This is a genomic window from Peribacillus sp. R9-11 (assembly GCF_031345095.1).
Taxonomy (GTDB): Bacteria; Bacillota; Bacilli; order Bacillales; family DSM-1321; genus Peribacillus; species Peribacillus butanolivorans.
In genome coordinates this window covers 871,600-888,862 of sequence record NZ_CP133763.1, presented here as the reverse complement: position 1 = coordinate 888,862, position 17,263 = coordinate 871,600, and the positions used below count along the sequence as shown (strand labels likewise).

19 protein-coding genes are annotated in these 17,263 nt (G+C 33.5%); 8 read left to right on the top strand and 11 right to left on the bottom strand.

The annotated features are described in order from the left end of the window. The first annotated feature begins 578 nt into the window (after positions 1 to 578). The 3 genes from RE409_RS04265 to RE409_RS04255 are packed head-to-tail and all read left to right on the top strand — an operon-like array spanning position 579 to position 2,882. Entirely contained in the window at positions 579 to 1,103 is a 525-nt protein-coding gene (locus RE409_RS04265; protein WP_201249998.1) for a sigma-70 family RNA polymerase sigma factor, read from the top strand. After that, positions 1,096 to 2,409, top strand: coding sequence for a DUF4179 domain-containing protein (locus RE409_RS04260; RefSeq protein ID WP_201249999.1), 1,314 nt, complete (start codon positions 1,096 to 1,098; stop codon positions 2,407 to 2,409). The genes RE409_RS04265 and RE409_RS04260 overlap by 8 nt, the downstream gene beginning before the upstream one ends. A 53-nt stretch (positions 2,410 to 2,462) precedes the next feature. Beyond that, a complete protein-coding gene (locus RE409_RS04255) occupies positions 2,463 to 2,882 on the top strand; it encodes a hypothetical protein (RefSeq protein ID WP_201250000.1) in 420 nt (139 codons plus the stop codon). Positions 2,883 to 3,246: 364 nt separating this feature from the next. On the opposite strand, the gene RE409_RS04250 is transcribed toward RE409_RS04255, so the two are convergent. From RE409_RS04250 to RE409_RS04230, 5 genes are all read right to left on the bottom strand, one after another. Beyond that, positions 3,247 to 4,275, bottom strand: coding sequence for a serine hydrolase domain-containing protein (locus RE409_RS04250; protein WP_201250001.1), 1,029 nt, complete (start codon positions 4,273 to 4,275; stop codon positions 3,247 to 3,249). A 316-nt stretch (positions 4,276 to 4,591) separates the two neighbouring features. Further along, a complete protein-coding gene (locus tag RE409_RS04245; RefSeq protein WP_201250002.1) occupies positions 4,592 to 5,095 on the bottom strand; it encodes a DinB family protein in 504 nt (167 codons plus the stop codon). A gap of 200 nt (positions 5,096 to 5,295) precedes the next feature. Beyond that, positions 5,296 to 5,745 (bottom strand): DinB family protein, encoded by a 450-nt coding sequence (locus tag RE409_RS04240; RefSeq protein ID WP_201250003.1) that lies wholly within the window; start codon positions 5,743 to 5,745, stop codon positions 5,296 to 5,298. A 198-nt stretch (positions 5,746 to 5,943) separates the two neighbouring features. Next, complete coding sequence (locus RE409_RS04235; protein WP_201250004.1) at positions 5,944 to 6,228, bottom strand: hypothetical protein; 285 nt, start codon at positions 6,226 to 6,228, stop codon at positions 5,944 to 5,946. A 62-nt stretch (positions 6,229 to 6,290) separates the two neighbouring features. Continuing rightward, positions 6,291 to 6,521, bottom strand: coding sequence for a hypothetical protein (locus tag RE409_RS04230; protein WP_201250005.1), 231 nt, complete (start codon positions 6,519 to 6,521; stop codon positions 6,291 to 6,293). Positions 6,522 to 6,854: 333 nt separating this feature from the next. Between RE409_RS04230 and RE409_RS04225 the strand changes: the two genes are divergently transcribed. Then, positions 6,855 to 8,090 carry an IS110 family RNA-guided transposase gene (locus RE409_RS04225; RefSeq protein WP_116821653.1) on the top strand — a complete coding sequence of 412 codons (1,236 nt, stop codon included), beginning with the start codon at positions 6,855 to 6,857 and terminating at the stop codon, positions 8,088 to 8,090. A gap of 762 nt (positions 8,091 to 8,852) precedes the next feature. Here RE409_RS04225 and RE409_RS04220 read toward each other — a convergent pair. The 6 genes from RE409_RS04220 to RE409_RS04195 form a co-directional block, all read right to left on the bottom strand. Further along, complete coding sequence (locus RE409_RS04220) at positions 8,853 to 9,524, bottom strand: hypothetical protein (protein ID WP_201254249.1); 672 nt, start codon at positions 9,522 to 9,524, stop codon at positions 8,853 to 8,855. A 149-nt stretch (positions 9,525 to 9,673) separates the two neighbouring features. Beyond that, positions 9,674 to 10,093 (bottom strand): VOC family protein, encoded by a 420-nt coding sequence (locus RE409_RS04215; RefSeq protein WP_201250008.1) that lies wholly within the window; start codon positions 10,091 to 10,093, stop codon positions 9,674 to 9,676. Between the two features lie 386 nt (positions 10,094 to 10,479). Beyond that, positions 10,480 to 10,899: a hypothetical protein gene (locus RE409_RS04210; protein WP_201250009.1), complete on the bottom strand. Its 420-nt coding sequence runs from the start codon at positions 10,897 to 10,899 to the stop codon at positions 10,480 to 10,482. A gap of 221 nt (positions 10,900 to 11,120) precedes the next feature. Further along, complete coding sequence (locus RE409_RS04205) at positions 11,121 to 11,861, bottom strand: MBL fold metallo-hydrolase (protein ID WP_201250010.1); 741 nt, start codon at positions 11,859 to 11,861, stop codon at positions 11,121 to 11,123. Between the two features lie 228 nt (positions 11,862 to 12,089). Beyond that, entirely contained in the window at positions 12,090 to 13,007 is a 918-nt protein-coding gene (locus RE409_RS04200) for a DUF3885 domain-containing protein (protein WP_201250011.1), read from the bottom strand. A gap of 152 nt (positions 13,008 to 13,159) precedes the next feature. After that, entirely contained in the window at positions 13,160 to 13,735 is a 576-nt protein-coding gene (locus RE409_RS04195; protein WP_309559237.1) for a recombinase family protein, read from the bottom strand. Between the two features lie 385 nt (positions 13,736 to 14,120). Between RE409_RS04195 and RE409_RS04190 the strand changes: the two genes are divergently transcribed. The 4 genes from RE409_RS04190 (at position 14,121) to RE409_RS04175 (ending at position 16,904) form a co-directional block, all read left to right on the top strand. Beyond that, positions 14,121 to 14,507, top strand: a complete 387-nt coding sequence (locus tag RE409_RS04190; RefSeq protein ID WP_201182643.1) for a VOC family protein — start codon at positions 14,121 to 14,123, stop codon at positions 14,505 to 14,507. A 133-nt stretch (positions 14,508 to 14,640) separates the two neighbouring features. Continuing rightward, positions 14,641 to 15,528 (top strand): Vgb family protein, encoded by an 888-nt coding sequence (locus tag RE409_RS04185; RefSeq protein ID WP_201222054.1) that lies wholly within the window; start codon positions 14,641 to 14,643, stop codon positions 15,526 to 15,528. A 25-nt stretch (positions 15,529 to 15,553) separates the two neighbouring features. Next, positions 15,554 to 16,207, top strand: coding sequence for a Vat family streptogramin A O-acetyltransferase (locus tag RE409_RS04180; protein ID WP_201182645.1), 654 nt, complete (start codon positions 15,554 to 15,556; stop codon positions 16,205 to 16,207). Positions 16,208 to 16,358: 151 nt separating this feature from the next. Then, on the top strand, positions 16,359 to 16,904 hold the full coding sequence (locus RE409_RS04175; protein WP_309558576.1) for a DUF1697 domain-containing protein: 546 nt from the start codon (positions 16,359 to 16,361) through the stop codon (positions 16,902 to 16,904). Positions 16,905 to 17,263: the final 359 nt, after the last annotated feature.

Sequence of the window (17,263 nt, the reverse complement as noted above, 5' to 3'; positions counted from 1 at the left end):
TTGAGAAGAAATTCCACCGTTCGAGAAAGTCTACTTTTACGAACGGTAGCAACAGTGCTATACCGCCCATTCCAGATTTTTGGAAAGCTCGAACGAAACCCGATTACGGATAAAACAATAAAATTAATTCCCAAAGGAACAAGATAACCTGTTGGTTTCAAGAAAAGAATGAAATAGTCTGTAAGATGCGATGATAAGTACCAAGTCCATTACACCTAACAGAATTAATACCCATTTAGTTTTCGTCATCGTAGATTCCCCATTTTAGTTACTTCAATTATTTCAAATAGTTAATACAGTCCTTCTACCACAATCTGGCCCTTTAATGGAATAACTTTATTATTACTCAACAGGTTCTTAATCTACAAGAAAAACTGAAATCCTTTTCAAAAACGGCTAAACTTTTTTCAAAACGGTGCGACTTTTATAAACAGTTCAACTTTATTTAAGCCACTCTAAGAATCTACATTTAAGATAGAATTAGAGAACAAAATTGTTTAATCAAAAAAAATGAGAAAAATTGAAACGTTATTCATTCCTAGTTTGTCTAACAGTTAGAGGAAGGGAGGGGCACTACATTGCAAGATATAAAGAAGGTTCAGCGTGCGAAAAAGGGAAATAACAAAGCTTTTCAAGAGCTAATAGAGGATGAAAAAATCAAACTTTATAAAATAGCCTATATTTATATGAAAAATGAAGACGATGCGCTGGAGGTTTTCCAAGAAACCATATATAAAGCTTTTATTTCAATTAAAAATCTTAAAGATGAACGGTACTTTTCAACTTGGTTGTCACGTATCCTTATCAACACAGCGATTGATCTCATAAACAAAAAGAAAAGAATTATTCCAATGGAGATAAAAAGCATAGAAGAAAAGCTGGCTCCATACCAAACAAACAAAAAAGATCCTGATTTACTTCAAGCTGTTATGGAATTAGATGAAAAATATAAAACGGTTTTAATTCTACGGTTTTATAAGGATTACACGGTTAAGCAAATTGCTGACGTTTTAGATTATCCAGAAGGTACGGTGAAAACTAACATTCATCGTGGGATTAATCTATTAAAAGAAAAGTTGAAGGAGGATTGTGTTAATGAGTAGTAATCAATGGCCAGATTTGAAAAAAGAAATGGATAAAGTATCTGTCCCAATGGATAAGCTTGATTCGATTATTGCAAATACAATCAATGAAAATCGAACAAAAACGTCAAAGAAAAAAGTGGTTTTCTATTCACTAAGTGCCGCAGTTTTAGGCTTAGGCGTTTTTATTGGGTCAGCAAGTGTTTCTCCTGCAATGGCGAAGATTGCCTCTAATATTCCGATTATCGGAACCTTTTTCAACGACTCTTGGGATGAGGGACTAAGAATTGCAGGAGAAAAAGGCTTAACTCAGGTGGTTGACCAATCTTCAAAGGACAATGGGATTACGTTAACAATGAATGAATTTTTCTATGACGGTACTCGTTTAACATTCGGATATACTCAAGAATCTCTGTTCGCAATTGGTCAGATCGAACATCCAACGATTGAAGTAAATGGGAAGGAAATCAATTTCATTTCCGGTTATTCAGGAGAATTTGTCACACCACAGAAATATAAAGGGACGATGGATATTACGCCGACTGAGGAACTTCCGGAAGAATTTGATATAAAATTGAGAATTGATGCGGTTGGTCTGATTCCAGGCAAGTGGGAATTTAATTTTCCCGTGAAACAATCAAATGAAGTAACAGTGATTCGACCGCAGGAAGTGAAAACCATCGAAGGGGCAGAAGTAGAAATAAGTTCTTTAAAAGTTGGCCCAGCTGGAACAGATCTTAATGTGAAAGTGGTAAAGGATGAAGGGAATAATAAGCTTGATCCATATTCATTAAACTTTTACGTGATCGATGATAATGGGAATGTGTTAGATACGGTAACAGCAAGTGGTATTGGAGATACCAAAAATGGAAAAGAAATAGCAAAGCTTAATTTTCTGTATGCACCTTTAAAAGAAGGCAGCAAAAAAGTAAGAGTTGTTCCTTACACCATTCCTGTGTCGGAAAAAGGCTGGGAAGAAGTATTCATACCATTGGATGAACAAACTCTGCCTTTCACCGTCGATCAAGGTGAATTTGGGAAAGTTCTTGTAACAAAGATCATTCATCAACAAGATAAGACCGTTATGTACTTTGATCTTCAAAGTGATGCAATTGTAGGCAATAAACTTTCAAGAAATTCATTATGGCTAGAAGATGCTAATGGGAAAAGCCTATTGCTAGAGGATAATCCATTAGCGGAGCGAATTGAGGGTAATACATTTAAGCAAGAATTTGCAGCCAGCAAGAATAAAGGCTTGCAGATTAAAACTTATAAGTTTCCAAAACCTATTATGTATGAAGAATTTAAGATTGATATTCCCAATTAAATATGAGCCAATCCAGCCTTAGAAAGAGGCTCATATAAAGGGAGGGAAAGAAAATGAAAGTGGGAAAGCCATTTTTAATCGTTTTAAATCTAGTCTTTTCTGCAATTATTATTTATTGTACAGCTATGGTTGGGAAGTTGTTTAAAGGTAGATTTTTATTCGAGAATGGATTATTTGACCCTAAATATATTTTCCTAGCATTAGCTATTGCAATCCCTGTTATTCTATATACCTTGATTGCAAATGGCAGGTATAAAAAGAATATTTTTGAGGTCATCTCCTTTTCTAATATCTTAATTTTGGTATTATGTGCACCTGTATATGTTACTTTAGTTTTTGAAGGATCCCTCAAAGACCCTATGAAATTCGTTATCACATTCCTAGTTACATCAGTCGTTTTAGTTGGCACGTCACATTTTGCAGTAAATTATCACAAATATCAAAAAGGTAATAACTTTAGGCGTTTTAATTAGGAATCTAATTTATTTTAAGCACCGTTCGGAAATTTGAACGGTGTAATTTTTAGTTAACAGCCCGTATTGTCACTAACAATAACTTTTAGTAGAGGAAGAAGATTTGCCCAAAGAATTAAATTTCCTTTATTTTTGTGTTCCTTAATCAACTAACGCACCCGTTAGTTTAAGAATAATTATTCACATACTCCAACCTTGATCTATATGTGTTAACTGTATTATATCTAATTGGATGCTTTTTTTCTTTTTGCTTCACCGCACTCATGGGAGATTAATCCTTTTTCTGGTTGTTGTTCTACAATACGGATCTATCTGTTAAAAGACGAGACGCATTCCTATTATAGAAATGCGTCTTATTATGGATTTATAAGTTAGTGACTTTTTTCAATTCTGCTTCGATTCCACTCATAATCTCATAAGCTCCCTCCGACTTGTTGGAGCAGACCACAACTTTTGCAGATGTTTCAGGATAATAAGCAGAATGAAAGCTGACTCCTGGGTCGTAACCCATTACATGATATTTAAGTACACTATTATCAGTTTTCTTAATCCATGTACCATAACCATAGAAGTCACTTTCATTGACTTGAATATGAGCCTTTATTATTTTGTGGGTGTACTCTTCACTTAAAAGTTGAAAATTAAAAAGCGCATCCCACAGCTTAGCCATGTCTACCACTGTTACAAATGCCCCGCCATCGGCACCACCTTTTACAGGTAACGAATAAATATTTGTCTTCCAAGTACCATCAGGGCGATCTATATATCCTAATGCTGTATTTGGAGGTAGAGAGTCAAATGTAAAATATCCAGAGTCCATCATATTAGCTTTTTTAAAAATACATTCTTGAACATAGTCAGAGAATTCAAGTTTTGTTGCCTGTTCAACAATAAGACCCAACAAAATATAGCCAGCATTGTTGTAGTGAAAGGATTGTCCTACTTGCAATTTCATACGCTCGTCTTGAAATAATGGAAGGAAATCTTTTAACTTCTTTATTTGATACATAGGATTTTTAATCCAAAGTTCTTCGAAGTCTGTCATGACTTCCTCATCAAAATAATCAGGTATTCCTGAAGTATGTGTCAGTAAATGATGGACAGTTACCTCTTTGTCAAAATGCTGAAAATCAATATCAAGACAATCGCTTAATTTTGAATCAAAAGAAACTTTACCCTCTTCCACGAGCTGACAAATTGCAATAGCAGTAAAGAGTTTGCATCCAGATGCTATTCCAAAGCGAGTTGTTGAATTATTTTTTCGTTGTTCAGAACGGTTAGCGTAACCAAAGTTTAAATCTAACACCATTTCATCATCTTTAACAAATACTGTACCTGAGAAATCATTCTTACTCTGAATATTTGAAATTAAATCAGTTAAGTTAATATTCATAACTATTCCCCCAAATTTATACATTTTATTTTCTAGTTAAAAAGATAGGAATCGATTGAACATAAAAGTTTGTTTCAAACCCTGAATTCCTATTTTACATATAATTCCACTATATAGAAGTATCAGAATATTGACAATTACTTATTTGCTATTAAATATCCTGCTCCGTTAATATTAGTAAAATCCTTTACATAAATTTCTTTATTCCACAATCTGGCCCGATTGTGAAAAAACGCATTTCTTATTATCGAAATGCGCCGGATTGTGGAAGATTATTATGTTGTCTTATTGAAGTAAAGCACCCGTTAGTTCATTATTAAAGTGGTGGATTTTCCACCCCTAAATGAATCCAATCTTCTTTCGGTGGTCCATATACCCCAAACGGTTTTAATCCTGCTTGACGCATCAAAACGGTAATTTGACCACGATGATGAACAATGTGCTTGATTAGTCCCATTAGTATTTGAGCATTTGATTCCTGTCTTCCAAATGCTTCTTGTATTTGTTCTAGGGATTTGTCTGTCCATTGTTGTTCAATGATTTGGGATGCGTGAGAATTTACCACTTTAAAGGTTTCAGTAATTTCTTTTGCTGAAGTTGGGACACTTTTTGCAATTTCTACTCCATCAATGTTCAACCCAAAATGAGATAAATAATCCGGAATACTTGTTGTTAGATGCCACGCAATCCTTCCCAAAGTACGACCTTCTGGATAAACTTGTTGTTTTAAAGATTCATCTGTTAAACCTTCCAAAACGTTTTGAGTTAACAAAGCTTCCCTATTCCATTCTTTAATAAAGTCTGAAACCGTTACATACATATATAATTCCTCCAAAATTTATTGATAGAAATACATTATAATTCTTACATTTCCATTTTGCTTCTAAACTAACCTGCCTCGATAGTTGCATAAAGAAAAAGCTGCCTTAAAGAAAGCTCCGATTTTCAGCTAACGCACCTGTTAGTGGAACATAGACACATATCATAAACTAGTATTGAACAAGGCTACCCCGAATACATCTATCTCACAAATGTAATAAAGTCAATATTAGCTGGTTCAAAACCATCTGATCGCAGTCGTGAGTTAATCTGTCCTCGATGATACTGACCATGCAATGCTACATGAGTTAAAATATCCCGTACAGAATTCTTAAACTCTTTTCCTTTACTATTTGTGTAGGATATTAATTTATCTAGGTCAGTATTTGATGAATTAGTAAGAAACGTTGTTAAGCTCTCTTTATTGTGCATAACAAGCTCTGCACAGACTTCTATATCGACCTCTGACCAGATCGGCAGTCGTGAACTGTCCAATCCTCGTAATCTAGTTATCCATACTTTTTCTGCAAGTAGGATATGGGAAAACAAACGGCTCACCTCTTGATTTTTATCTTCAATACTTTGCAATGTTTCAAGAATAAGTTGATTAGCCCAATTTAAATGCTCATACATCTTTTGGATAGTTTTCAATGAGAATAACACCACCAATGATTGAATTTTTCAATAGGATTTTCCGTTTTAAAAATCAATTTCCCTTCATTTTTATATTACCATATAATTACATTAATTCGAGTGAAATAAATGGATTCTTATTCAACTAACCTGCCCCTTTAGTTGCATAACAAAAAGGTTGCTTCAGCAACCTCCCTTAATGAACTAAAGCACCCGTTAGTTCTTTAAGGATATTTTATTTTTTAACTGTTTATTTAAAAATACAAGAAATACTCTTTGAGATTTTTTCCTTTTTATAATTCTTTTTACACGCATTGTACTTTGTAAATACTGCCTAACATTTCTATTAACAAAAAACAATCGATGATATTTTTCATCTTCGTATATATCTTTAAACCAAGTATGATTCTTCAGCATTTCTATATTTCGATCAATTTTTCGAGTATCCAAAGAATTATCACCGAATCCTGCGGAAAGAATGCCTAAAAGAAAATCTAACATAGCTTAATTATCCCCCTGTTATTGAAGTAAAGCACCCGTTAGTTCTATTAGGTTAAGGAACTTTATTTCATTTTAGGCTTTATTCTCTGTTCAAATTCATCTTTGGCTATATCCCAAACTTCATATTCTTCACCAAACTTATCTCGAACATCTTGAGCCATTAAATCAGTAATTATTTCATAATCATCTACTATATCTTCGTTAAGGATTCCCTTAACTGTACTCCACTTAATAAATTTATCATCACTTGGGCTGATAATATAAAAATATCTGATTTCAAACTTGTTTATCATTGGTTCCTCCAGGATGAATTTTGGGTTTAAATCTTAATTCCAGTTTACAATACGAGTTATGTCCTCTTAAACTATCCTGCCCCTTTCGTATTATAAAGGTCAGCCAGTTATTTCTGGTTGAACAATTTTTATATCGATATATGATAACGGTAGCCGGGGTAGAACGTTCCTGCCCGTGGGGCTTGGACCCCGTCAACTAAACAGTTCGCCCCCTACTTGCTTAAACATGATTTGGCTGGTTGGGACCAAGATCTCGTATAACAAGCGAAGCTATGATACTGCAAGAAGGATTAGGGGTTACCGGCAATATTATGTTTTTGGAGGAGATAAAAAATGAATCCAGTGGTTGGTCTGGATGTAGCTAAAGGTGAAAGTCAGGTTCAAGCGTTCTTGGATAAAAAGAAGCCTTATAAAAGAAGTTTTAAAGTAGCACATACCATTGAAGGACTAGAGAGCTTACACCAATATCTTAGAGAGATAGAAAACGTAACAGGAATTCGACCTCCGGTCGTTTTAGAGTCTACTGGGCATTATCATACGCCCGTTGTACAGTATTTTGAGGAGAGAGGTTACTTATTAATTATCGTTAACCCACTCATTTCTTATCGTGCGAAGAGCTCTAGTTTACGGAAAGTAAAGACAGATTTAATCGATGCACGTCACCTCTGCGAGCTGTACTATAAAGAGGATTTAGAGCCTTATAAAAAACGAGGGATACAACTCTTAAATCTTCGTAATCTTTCAAGACAACATGCAAATATAACAGGTATCTATGTACAAACAAAACTACAGTTTCAGGCTGTTCTTGATCAAGTATTTCCTGAATATAGAGGGGTTTTTGGAGATTTGTATTCGGTTGTTTCTTTGCTTACTCTATTAGAATTCCCTACTTCTGAAGACATATCAGCAGTCGATGAAGAAACTGTAGCAAATAGGATTAATGAACTTTGTCCAAGTCGTTCTAGAAAGTGGGCGAATACACAGGCAGAGAAACTTATGGCTGCCTCAGCTCGAAATCCTTTTCAGAGAACTTTATATCAGAGTCACATTTTAAGCCTAGAGATGTATATAAAAATGCTTCTAGAATACCAAAAGCACTTATCCAAATTTGAAGAAGAGATAAATGCTTTGGCAAAAGAAATTGAAGAATATAAGATTATCCAATCCATCCCTGGTATCGGTGAAAAAATCGCTACAACGATTATTTCTGAAATTGGAGAGATTGATCGGTTTAATCACCCTAAAAAACTAGTGGCATTTGCCGGAATTGATCCAAGTATCTTTGAATCAGGTAAATTTAAAGGCTCAGTAAATCGGATTACCAAAAGAGGTTCTGGTAGACTACGACATGCCTTATATATGGCAGTTCGTTGTGCCATTCGTGATTGTCGCAAGAAGAAAACGACAGATGAAATCATCCCTCGGAACAAGAGATTACGAGAGTTCTATGATAAGAAACGTGAAGAAGGAAAGCCCTTTAAAGTAGCTGTGATAGCATGTGCCAATAAGCTTCTACAATGGATTTATGCACTATTACAAAATAACTCGACTTTCCAAGATCTAACCTAGTTTAAAAGTATAACTAAATAGCACAAAACTTTCCAAATATAGTTCATTGGAAGGTTATTTAGCATGCACAAATTTAGTATAGCATGAAATATTTTAAGTTTTCATTGAAAAATGTTGACTAACTATTAGCTGGTTTAGTGCCATAAGAAAAAGGCTGCCGAAGCAACCCAAGTTAATGAACTAACGCTCCTGTTAGTTGAAGAAGAAAAATCAAAAGAATAGTTTAACAGAGTCTATTTTAAGAAGTAACAATCAAAAAAAGTTCGTAAAAGTGTACTTTTACAAACGGGGGAAATAAGCATTCAAATGAAACTAACCTTTTTTCTAAATTCCTTTTTCATACCAATCCCCTAAACTTCTCCCTAAAAAAAGAACGCACAATTCCGATGCTCTCACAAAGGAATCATATGTTTTTCAATTATGCCCTCTTTTTTTCTCACTATAAAAAACACAATAAATCATAGTCAGTATAAGAAGTATATAACAAGTAATCATCTTTGCTAATTTTGGAATGAAGTCTAGAATATCCGTAAGAGAGAATACCATTAAACATACCACTGGTGTGAGGGTAATTAACCATATATACATTTTATTTCTAATAATCTTAACCATAGTTAGGATTATTAATACTACACCAATCACTATATTAGACAATTAATTCACCTATCACTTTCTTTTTAATACCCTGCCTACGTTAAGGATTCGACTTTTTTTACTTCTTCTTAATGAACTAACGCACCCGTTAGTTCATTAAGAAGTGAGTTAATAAATATATCTAAAAGTCTCATATTTTCCATACTTGATAACAGTTTTAAATTCTTCTCCACCATTTTTATCCTTTAACAAAGCATCCATCTTATCATCTTTAATATTGTAATGTTTCTTATTCAGAAAGCCTACACTTCGGATTGTTGGATGGTCTAAAATTGGTGATAAGTCACCATCTAACACATTAGTATCAACAAATCTAAAGTCAATTAGGTTAGGAAATTGATTTAAAAAATTCAAATTCTCAAGATTACCGCAAGAATTAAGGCACAGAACCCGAAGATTTTTCAGAGAGAATAATTCTTCATTTGGTACAAATTTCTTAGATTGATTAATATGTAAATGTTCTAGCGTATTGGCTAATCCAGACAAACCAAAATCATTTTGTAATTTAGTACAATAATGTAATTCTAAACGCTTTAATTTATTCATTTTTTCTATCCCAAGGAAATCTTGTATATTGGACCAATTTAATTCTAGATAGAGGAGATTTTCAGGAATACCAACAAAGTTGCCCAGCTTATTCTTTTTATGATGCCAAAGAGTTAAATACTCAATGTTCTCAAGCTCCATCTCATTAAACTTATCTTCTTTTAAGTTTAAGTAAGACTGAAGATTATTTGGTATTTGTTCAAACCAAATCGTATTATTTCTCCAGTTATCCATTATGAATCGCTCCTATATTCGCCATCATTTCTTTTATCTTATCATTTGAACTTATAGAACTAAACTGCCCCTATAGTTCCATAAGGAGCTGCCCACGCTTCTATTATTCAAGTAAAGCTTCTGTTTAGCTTAATAAGAGTCTATCTTTTCTATTGCGAGATTAGATATTTTTCTTTGAATATTGGACTTAATTCACTCCACACATCAAATTTATTACCATCTAAATCATAAAAAACAAAGTTTCTCCCCGCATGACCTCTGTCTTCAACTTCTCCAACTTTTATTTCTTTTTCGATAAAATCTTTATGAACTGCTTCTAAAGCGTTTAAGCCATTAACTTCAAAGGTCATAGAAAAATGTTCTTCACCGTAAATATCATAAAAATTAGAGCTTTGGTTTTCTTTAGATTTAACAAGAAAAATACTTTGGTTTGCAAAATTAAGAATTGCTTTGTCTTCATCTTTATAGCTTAACTCTGCATCCAATTTACTTACATACCATTCCGAAGTAAGTTCTACATTAGTAACTGGTATATAAGTTGTACCTACCCTTAATAATTTTTCATTCATCAAATTAACCTCCTTTTATTTGATAAATAAACATATTCTCTACTTATGTATCTCTGTCCTTTGAAACTCTAAATTTACCCTATTTACTCAATTATCCTGCCCCGTAAATGTCATAAGAAAAGTAGCTGATGATCAGCTCCTTTTAATGAAGTAAAGCACCCGTTAGTTCATTAAGACTTATCGCAGAGTTGACACAAACTGTGAGGAAAGAAAAATACCCTCAAAATGGGGTACTTTTCTTTATTTTAGGCTCTGTTTAACTTGATTGTTGTTTTTCATCAATAAATAAGCGTATTCGATTTTAAAATCGAATACGCTTATTATTTCGTAGGGCGAATACTTTAAAATAGCCCCCATATTCAAAATACTATTTAAATGTAACGGTCTTATTTTAAATTGATTGATTCAGTAAATTTTTTTCCAGAGGCATTTGTCCATATAATTTCCACAAAGTAAGATGCATGTTTATCTGGTGCATCACCCATATAAATATCTGGATATGAAAATGGATTTAATGTATAAACCGTTCCATCAATATCTTTTTCATCCATAAAATTCGTTTCTTCTGATAATCTTTCATGATTTTTATAAAAACTAATTTTTTTTACATCTAATTTATCTTCTGTTAATTGTTCTACTGAAACAATTCCACCATGTCCAATATTATTGTTGTTTACTGCTGTATATTCAACCTTCCAAATTTCATTTTTCGACTTTCCTTCAATTTTTTCAGGCATAAATATATAAATGCATATGGAAGCAATAACTACAATACTCAAAATACCTAATACTATTTTTTTATTCATATTCATCTCCTTCTGCACTTTTATTAACTAATGCAACTTGTTTTTCTTTCATTACCAAAAGATAAAAAAATGTTTAAGTCTTCCAATCTAATTTCCTCCAATTTTGATTTTCCTTTGTATGTATATTTTACCATATATTCCTGTGTTTTCTTGAACTAACCTGCCCCGATAGTTGCATAAGAAAAGCGATCCTTCTTAATGAAGAATCGCTCCTGATAGTTCTATACGTTTTTCATGATATTTTCAAGTTGCCTATGCACCTTTTTATTGCATACTCCTCCGTGGTAGCAAATTACAGATTCAATATCGTATTTTAAAAATTTATCTAAAGAAGAAATCGCAGTGTCCATATCGAGTGTTGTTTGCTCAACGGGTCCTCTTAGATTCCCCTCTATACAAATCATTGCATCAGCAGCAACAAGAATTCTACTTTTTTTCAAATAAAGGCTTATATGTCCAGCTGTATGTCCAGGTGTAAATAGAACTTTTATCCCTCCGAAATAGGGTAGTTCTTGACCATCCGATAAAGTAGTATCAATTTTAGCTTTTGGAGGATTTTCACAAAGCTCAAGCATTATTCTTGATTGGTCTTCTGGAAGAGAGTCTAAAATCTTAGCCATACTTTTAGGGTTCGTTTTAATAAGAGGAATTTCCCCTTCTATGTATGGTTTATCAAGTTCGTGAGCGAATATCTCAATACTTCCTCTAGTTGCCTTTATGATTTCTGGCACATTTCCAATATGGTCAATATCTTGATGTGTTAATATAATTGCTTTTAATTTATCTAATGATAAACCTACTCTGTTTATTGCTGAGATTATTTGCTCATATTGTCCTGGCATTCCTGTATCTATCAAAATAGCTTCTTTATCATCCCAGAGAAGCGTCGGGTGTATGACTGCTTTCCCTCCAAACGCTTCAGCTTCTAACTCAAGCATTTCAACTCCATTAGCTATTCTCATTAAATTCCCCTCCAAATTATTAATTAATCATATCTAAATAACTGTTTAGTTTAATTTACCAATTAACCAAGAGGGTTTCAATAACAAATATTTAATCATAACATATAAAATAATTTTTGTCAATTATTTTTTGTTGCACTATAGAACTATACTGCCACGTTAGTTCAACAAGAAAAGGAACGACGTAGCATTCATATATTGGCTATTGACCCTTGTTCACTCTCTGTTTCAAAAAGCTTTAATTGCTGACCACCCGTTATACTTCCCTTTATATTTTCTTGAATATAGAGACATAAGTTCCGTTTGGTAATCCACAAGTGCTAGAGCTGCCTTTTTGGTTGCCCTAAGAATAATGGAGTCACTAAGCTTCTGTTCAAAATTAATTTCAAAACCTGTTTGTGTCATCTCACTTAAACATTCTTCTGCAAATACTTTCGGAATTTCGAGTTCATGGGTGATGTAGCATGTGTTAACTTGATATAGATTAATTCCTGTTTCCTTCACCTTCTTTTCGTTTAATTCAAGTCTTTTTTCCATATCTTCTGGTGATTCATAAATATTGAACAGGCCTTGTTCAAACATACGGTCAAATCGGATACGGTCATAGTCTAAAATCCACTTTCTGAATTTATAGTATAAAGGCAGTAACTTTTCTTTTTCTAAACCATAAACATCACATCCTCGATCATCATACATATGAAACAACGTCTCTTTCGTCAAATTTAATAAATAAAAAGATCCGTTAACCCTTGGTTTCATTCCGAATTCTTTAAAGCCTATTGATTGAATAAGATAGCCTAAACGAATATCATGTTTCTTAACTTTTAAACTGTATTGTTTTGTTTCCATTTCTGTATCTTCTTCATCAAATTCAAAAGCTATAGTTTTACATTTCAAATCGTAGATCAGCTTTTTGTTTTTAATAAAACGCTTTATATTAGGACTATCAATTTTTTTGTAATCAATAGGGTTACTAATACAAACAACGATCAAAATGTCATCATTTTTATCGAATATAGAATTGAGTATAGTCGTTGCTCGATGATGCATTTCATCGAAATATTCCTTACCCTTTAATTGGATAAGTCCCAATTCAAAACGAATCGAATAATTTGAGTTCTTCTTTAATTGATCCAATAATCTCATCTTTATCTCCTTATGGTTTAAGGTCTGTTATTTTCTTCGATTGATATACAACCAACAATAGCCCCATAAAATCACTCATTGCTATTCTAACATTTCCTTGTTGAACTAAACTGCCCCTTTAGTTCCATAAGAAAAGGGCTGCCATAGCAACCCTATTCCCTAATTTTTGCATATAACGTGGAACGTGGAACTCCTGTAGTTTTTACTATGTCATTTACACTCATTCCGTTTGTTTCACGTTCATTATATAGCTTGATAGCCCGTTTTAAAGTCTTTTCATCTTGCCCTGGTCTTCCCATATGTTTCCCTTGCCTTTTTGCTCTCTCCCGGCCTTCTGTTGTTCTTTCTACAATCAGATCACGTTCAAATTGTGCGAATGAACCTAATATATTAAAAAGCAGTGTTTGTAAGCTGTTTCCTTCGTTTGAACCATCAAACTTCATATCTTCTTTTACAAATCTTACATTAACCCCTTTTTCAGCTAATTCATGAACGATCTTATTTAAGTCCATAATAGAACGAGCTAAACTATCTATTTTAGTTACTACTAATGTATCTCCTTCTCGTGCAAATTCAATAGCTTCATAAAGTTGGGCTCTTTGTTTTGTACTTGTTCCGGTTACTTTTTCAACAAAAAGCTTTTTACACCCTTCATTTTCCAAAATTTCCTTTTGTGTTTCTAAATCTTGGCCAGTAGTTGAAACCCTCGCATAACCAATTAACAATATGTATCATCCTCTGTCTATAAGTCTTAAATCTTTTATACACTAAATTATAGACTAACTTTTAGACAGAAAACAAGAATAAATAACCAAAAAAAAATTCTATTTTTAAGAGTGTCTTAAAGTTTTGAGTTTTGGAACAAATTCTATTAAAAATAAAATTTTATTTATGGAATACAATAAAAGATAGCAAGTGTGTGTTTTTATTAATTTTGTTCAGCAATCGGGCCTTTTCTTGAATTAGAGAAGGGATTATTCGTAAGTAAATCGAAGTTAAATCAGAAGATGTTATATAGTTTATGGTAACTAGAAATGTAGATGGTCTACAGGTTTAGTTTACATAAAGGTTTTTTGTAAATGAAGAGAATTATATTATTAGGAGGAGATTGAATTGAAGTTATTACAAATCAGACTGTTGGTTAAGGATTTTAAAAAAAGCTCCAATTTTTACAAAGATATATTAGGACTTTCAATAAGTTGGTACGAGGAAGAAATGGAATATGCACTTTTCAATAATGGAGAAACGAAAATCGAGCTTTTATCCCGAAAAGCCATGGCAGAAGTGGTCGGAGAGGAAAATAAATTTTTAGAAGGGGAATCTCAATCAAAATTTTTACTTCAATTTGAAGTAGAAGATGTTGATAAGACTTATAACCGTTTAAGAGAAAATGGGATTGAATTTATTACTAAACCACACGATCGTAAAGAATGGAGATCACGTATTGCACATTTTCGAGACCCAGATAGGAACCTTATTGAAATATATAAAATGCTGTAATTGATTAGGATTTTTTCAACACAAATAACTCCGCTTCAATTTATTCGAACGGAGTTATTTGTGTTAACTGAAAATGCACCGTATTCAAAACGAATTACTAGAATAATTTTATACAAAAAAAGGAGGAATTAACGTGAAAATAAAAATTGAAGAATTTGAACTTCCTCATATAGATTCAGGTCCTTATGGAATTACTAGGGGAAAAGATGGTGCCCTATGGTTTACACAACATAAAGCGAATCAAATAGGTCGAATGACTGTTGATGGTAAAGTGACTCATATTGATCTTCCTACTTTCAATGCAGGTGTGCTATCTATCACTTCTACAGATCAGGGTGATATATGGTTTACTGAAAATAGGACAAATAAAATTGGTAAACTAACAGTAACAGGTGAAATTACTGAATATACGCTACCAAACAGCGATTCAGGACCTTTTGGAATCACGCAAGGACATAATGGAGACATTTGGTTTACAGAAATGAACGGAAATAGAATAGGAAGAATCTTATCATCAGGTGAAATTATTGAGTATAGTTTGCCTGTTCCTGATTCTTATCCCTCTTTTATTGTAGCTGGATCTGATTATGCTCTATGGTTTACTCAGAATCAGAGTAATCAAATAGGTCGGATTACGATAGACGGGGAAGTGACTACATATAAGTTACCCACAAAACAGGCTGGTCCTGTGGGAATTACAAATGGACCGGATGGTGCACTTTGGTTTGTAGAAATTAACGGAAATAAAATTGGAAGAATTACTACTTCTGGAATAATAAGTGAGTTTACCATTCCTACTCCGAATGCTCGTCCACACGCAATTGTAACCGGCCCTGATCGTGCTTTATGGTTCACTGAATGGGGAAGTAATCAAATAGGTCGGATTACAATAAACGGTGAAATTACGGAATATCCTATTCCTACGAAAAATGCGGAGCCACATGGTATGGTAGTAGGACCTGACAAGGCCTTGTGGTTCGCTGAGGAATGCAATAAGTTAGGCCGGTTAAGCTTTGGATAAAAACTTTGAAAGGTAGTGACTACCTATGGAATCAAATAAGCAGCATGGACCGAATCCTACAGATAAATATCCGATTAAAGGAAATAATATTTTACAATTTATTAAAAATACAATTACTAGACCAAATATTATTGCAGGTGAATATTCTTATTACGATGCAAAAAATGGAGAATCCTTTGAAGATCAAGTGTTGTATCATTACGAATTTTTTGGTGATCGACTTGTTATAGGGAAATTTTGTGCCATAGCACCCGGTGTAACGTTTATTATGAATGGAGCTAATCATAGGATGGATGGCTTCTCCACTTATCCGTTCAATATTTTTGGACAAGGTTGGGAGAAATACACACCAGCGCTAGATCAATTGCCGTTTAAAGGGGACACGATAATTGGAAATGACGTCTGGATTGGGATGGATACGGTCATTATGCCTGGAATCAACATAGGTGATGGTGCTATTATAGCAGCAAAATCAGTTATTACTAAAGATGTAGAACCATATACAATTGTTGGAGGAAATCCTGCAAAGAAAATTAAAACCCGTTTCTCAGCAGAAATCATTAGCAAATTGCTAGAAATAAAATGGTGGGATTTAGATATTGAAGTTATTTCTGATCATATTGGTTTGATAGTAAATGGAGATATAGATAATCTAGAAAACCTGAAAAATAAAATATGACAAATTAACAACTGCCTATAGCACTCGTTATGGTAACAAAAAAGGTTAGGTACTTTTTTAGATATCCAACCTTTTTTGCCGATAAGACACTTTATGAAAGTTCTGCAATAAACACCAGTTGAATTAAATTAATCGATCTAGGAGGATTATCATGGTCTATGTCGCACTGCTTAGGGGAATCAATGTTGGTGGGAAAAATAAAATTGACATGAAGTTGCTTAAAAAAATTTTTGAACGAGTAGGTATGAGCTCTGTAGTTACATATATCAATTCAGGTAATATTATTTTCACAGTGAATGGCCAATCAAAAACAACAATATCCCATATTTTAGAAGAGGCTATACATACAAACTTCGGATTACAAATCAAAGTTTTAGTCCGTAGTTTTGATGATTTAAAAAAAGTCATACACTCCCTTCCAGAGTCATGGACGAACGACCAACAAATGAGAAGCGATGTGCTGTTTTTATGGGACGAAATTAATGATGAGTCAGTGCTTAATAAGCTGGTCATCAAACCAGAAATTGATACGGTAAAATACGTTCCTGGAGCCATTCTATGGTCGGTTGAAAAAAAGAATATTAGCAAATCCGGTATGACTATACTCGTTGGTTCAAAGCCATATCAACAAATAACAATTAGGAATGTAAATACAACTCGCAAAATATACGAACTTATGCAAGCAGCAGAGGCGTGAATTACATGATACTAGCAAGAACTATTTTCCGGAAATCGGAAAATATCTGACAGATTAGAGCCAGAACCCTGTCACTGGGCCTACTAGGCGAATCCGAGTAGTTCTATAAATGATTGGATGTACATACTTAAGAAACCCAGCTAATCTTCTCATGTGAAGGTAGCTGGGTTTTATAGTTGGATGTGCAAATTAACACTTAAAATATACGTAAATATCGATCAACTTGACATCCTTAACGTAGGAAACTTCGGCTTTCTTTATGTCGAAATTTGCTTAGCGTATGTTTTCCGCGTTTTGTTGGTGGGACCCCCGTAAGAAAAAAGGTTGCCGCAGCAACCTTCCTTATTGAAATAAAGCAC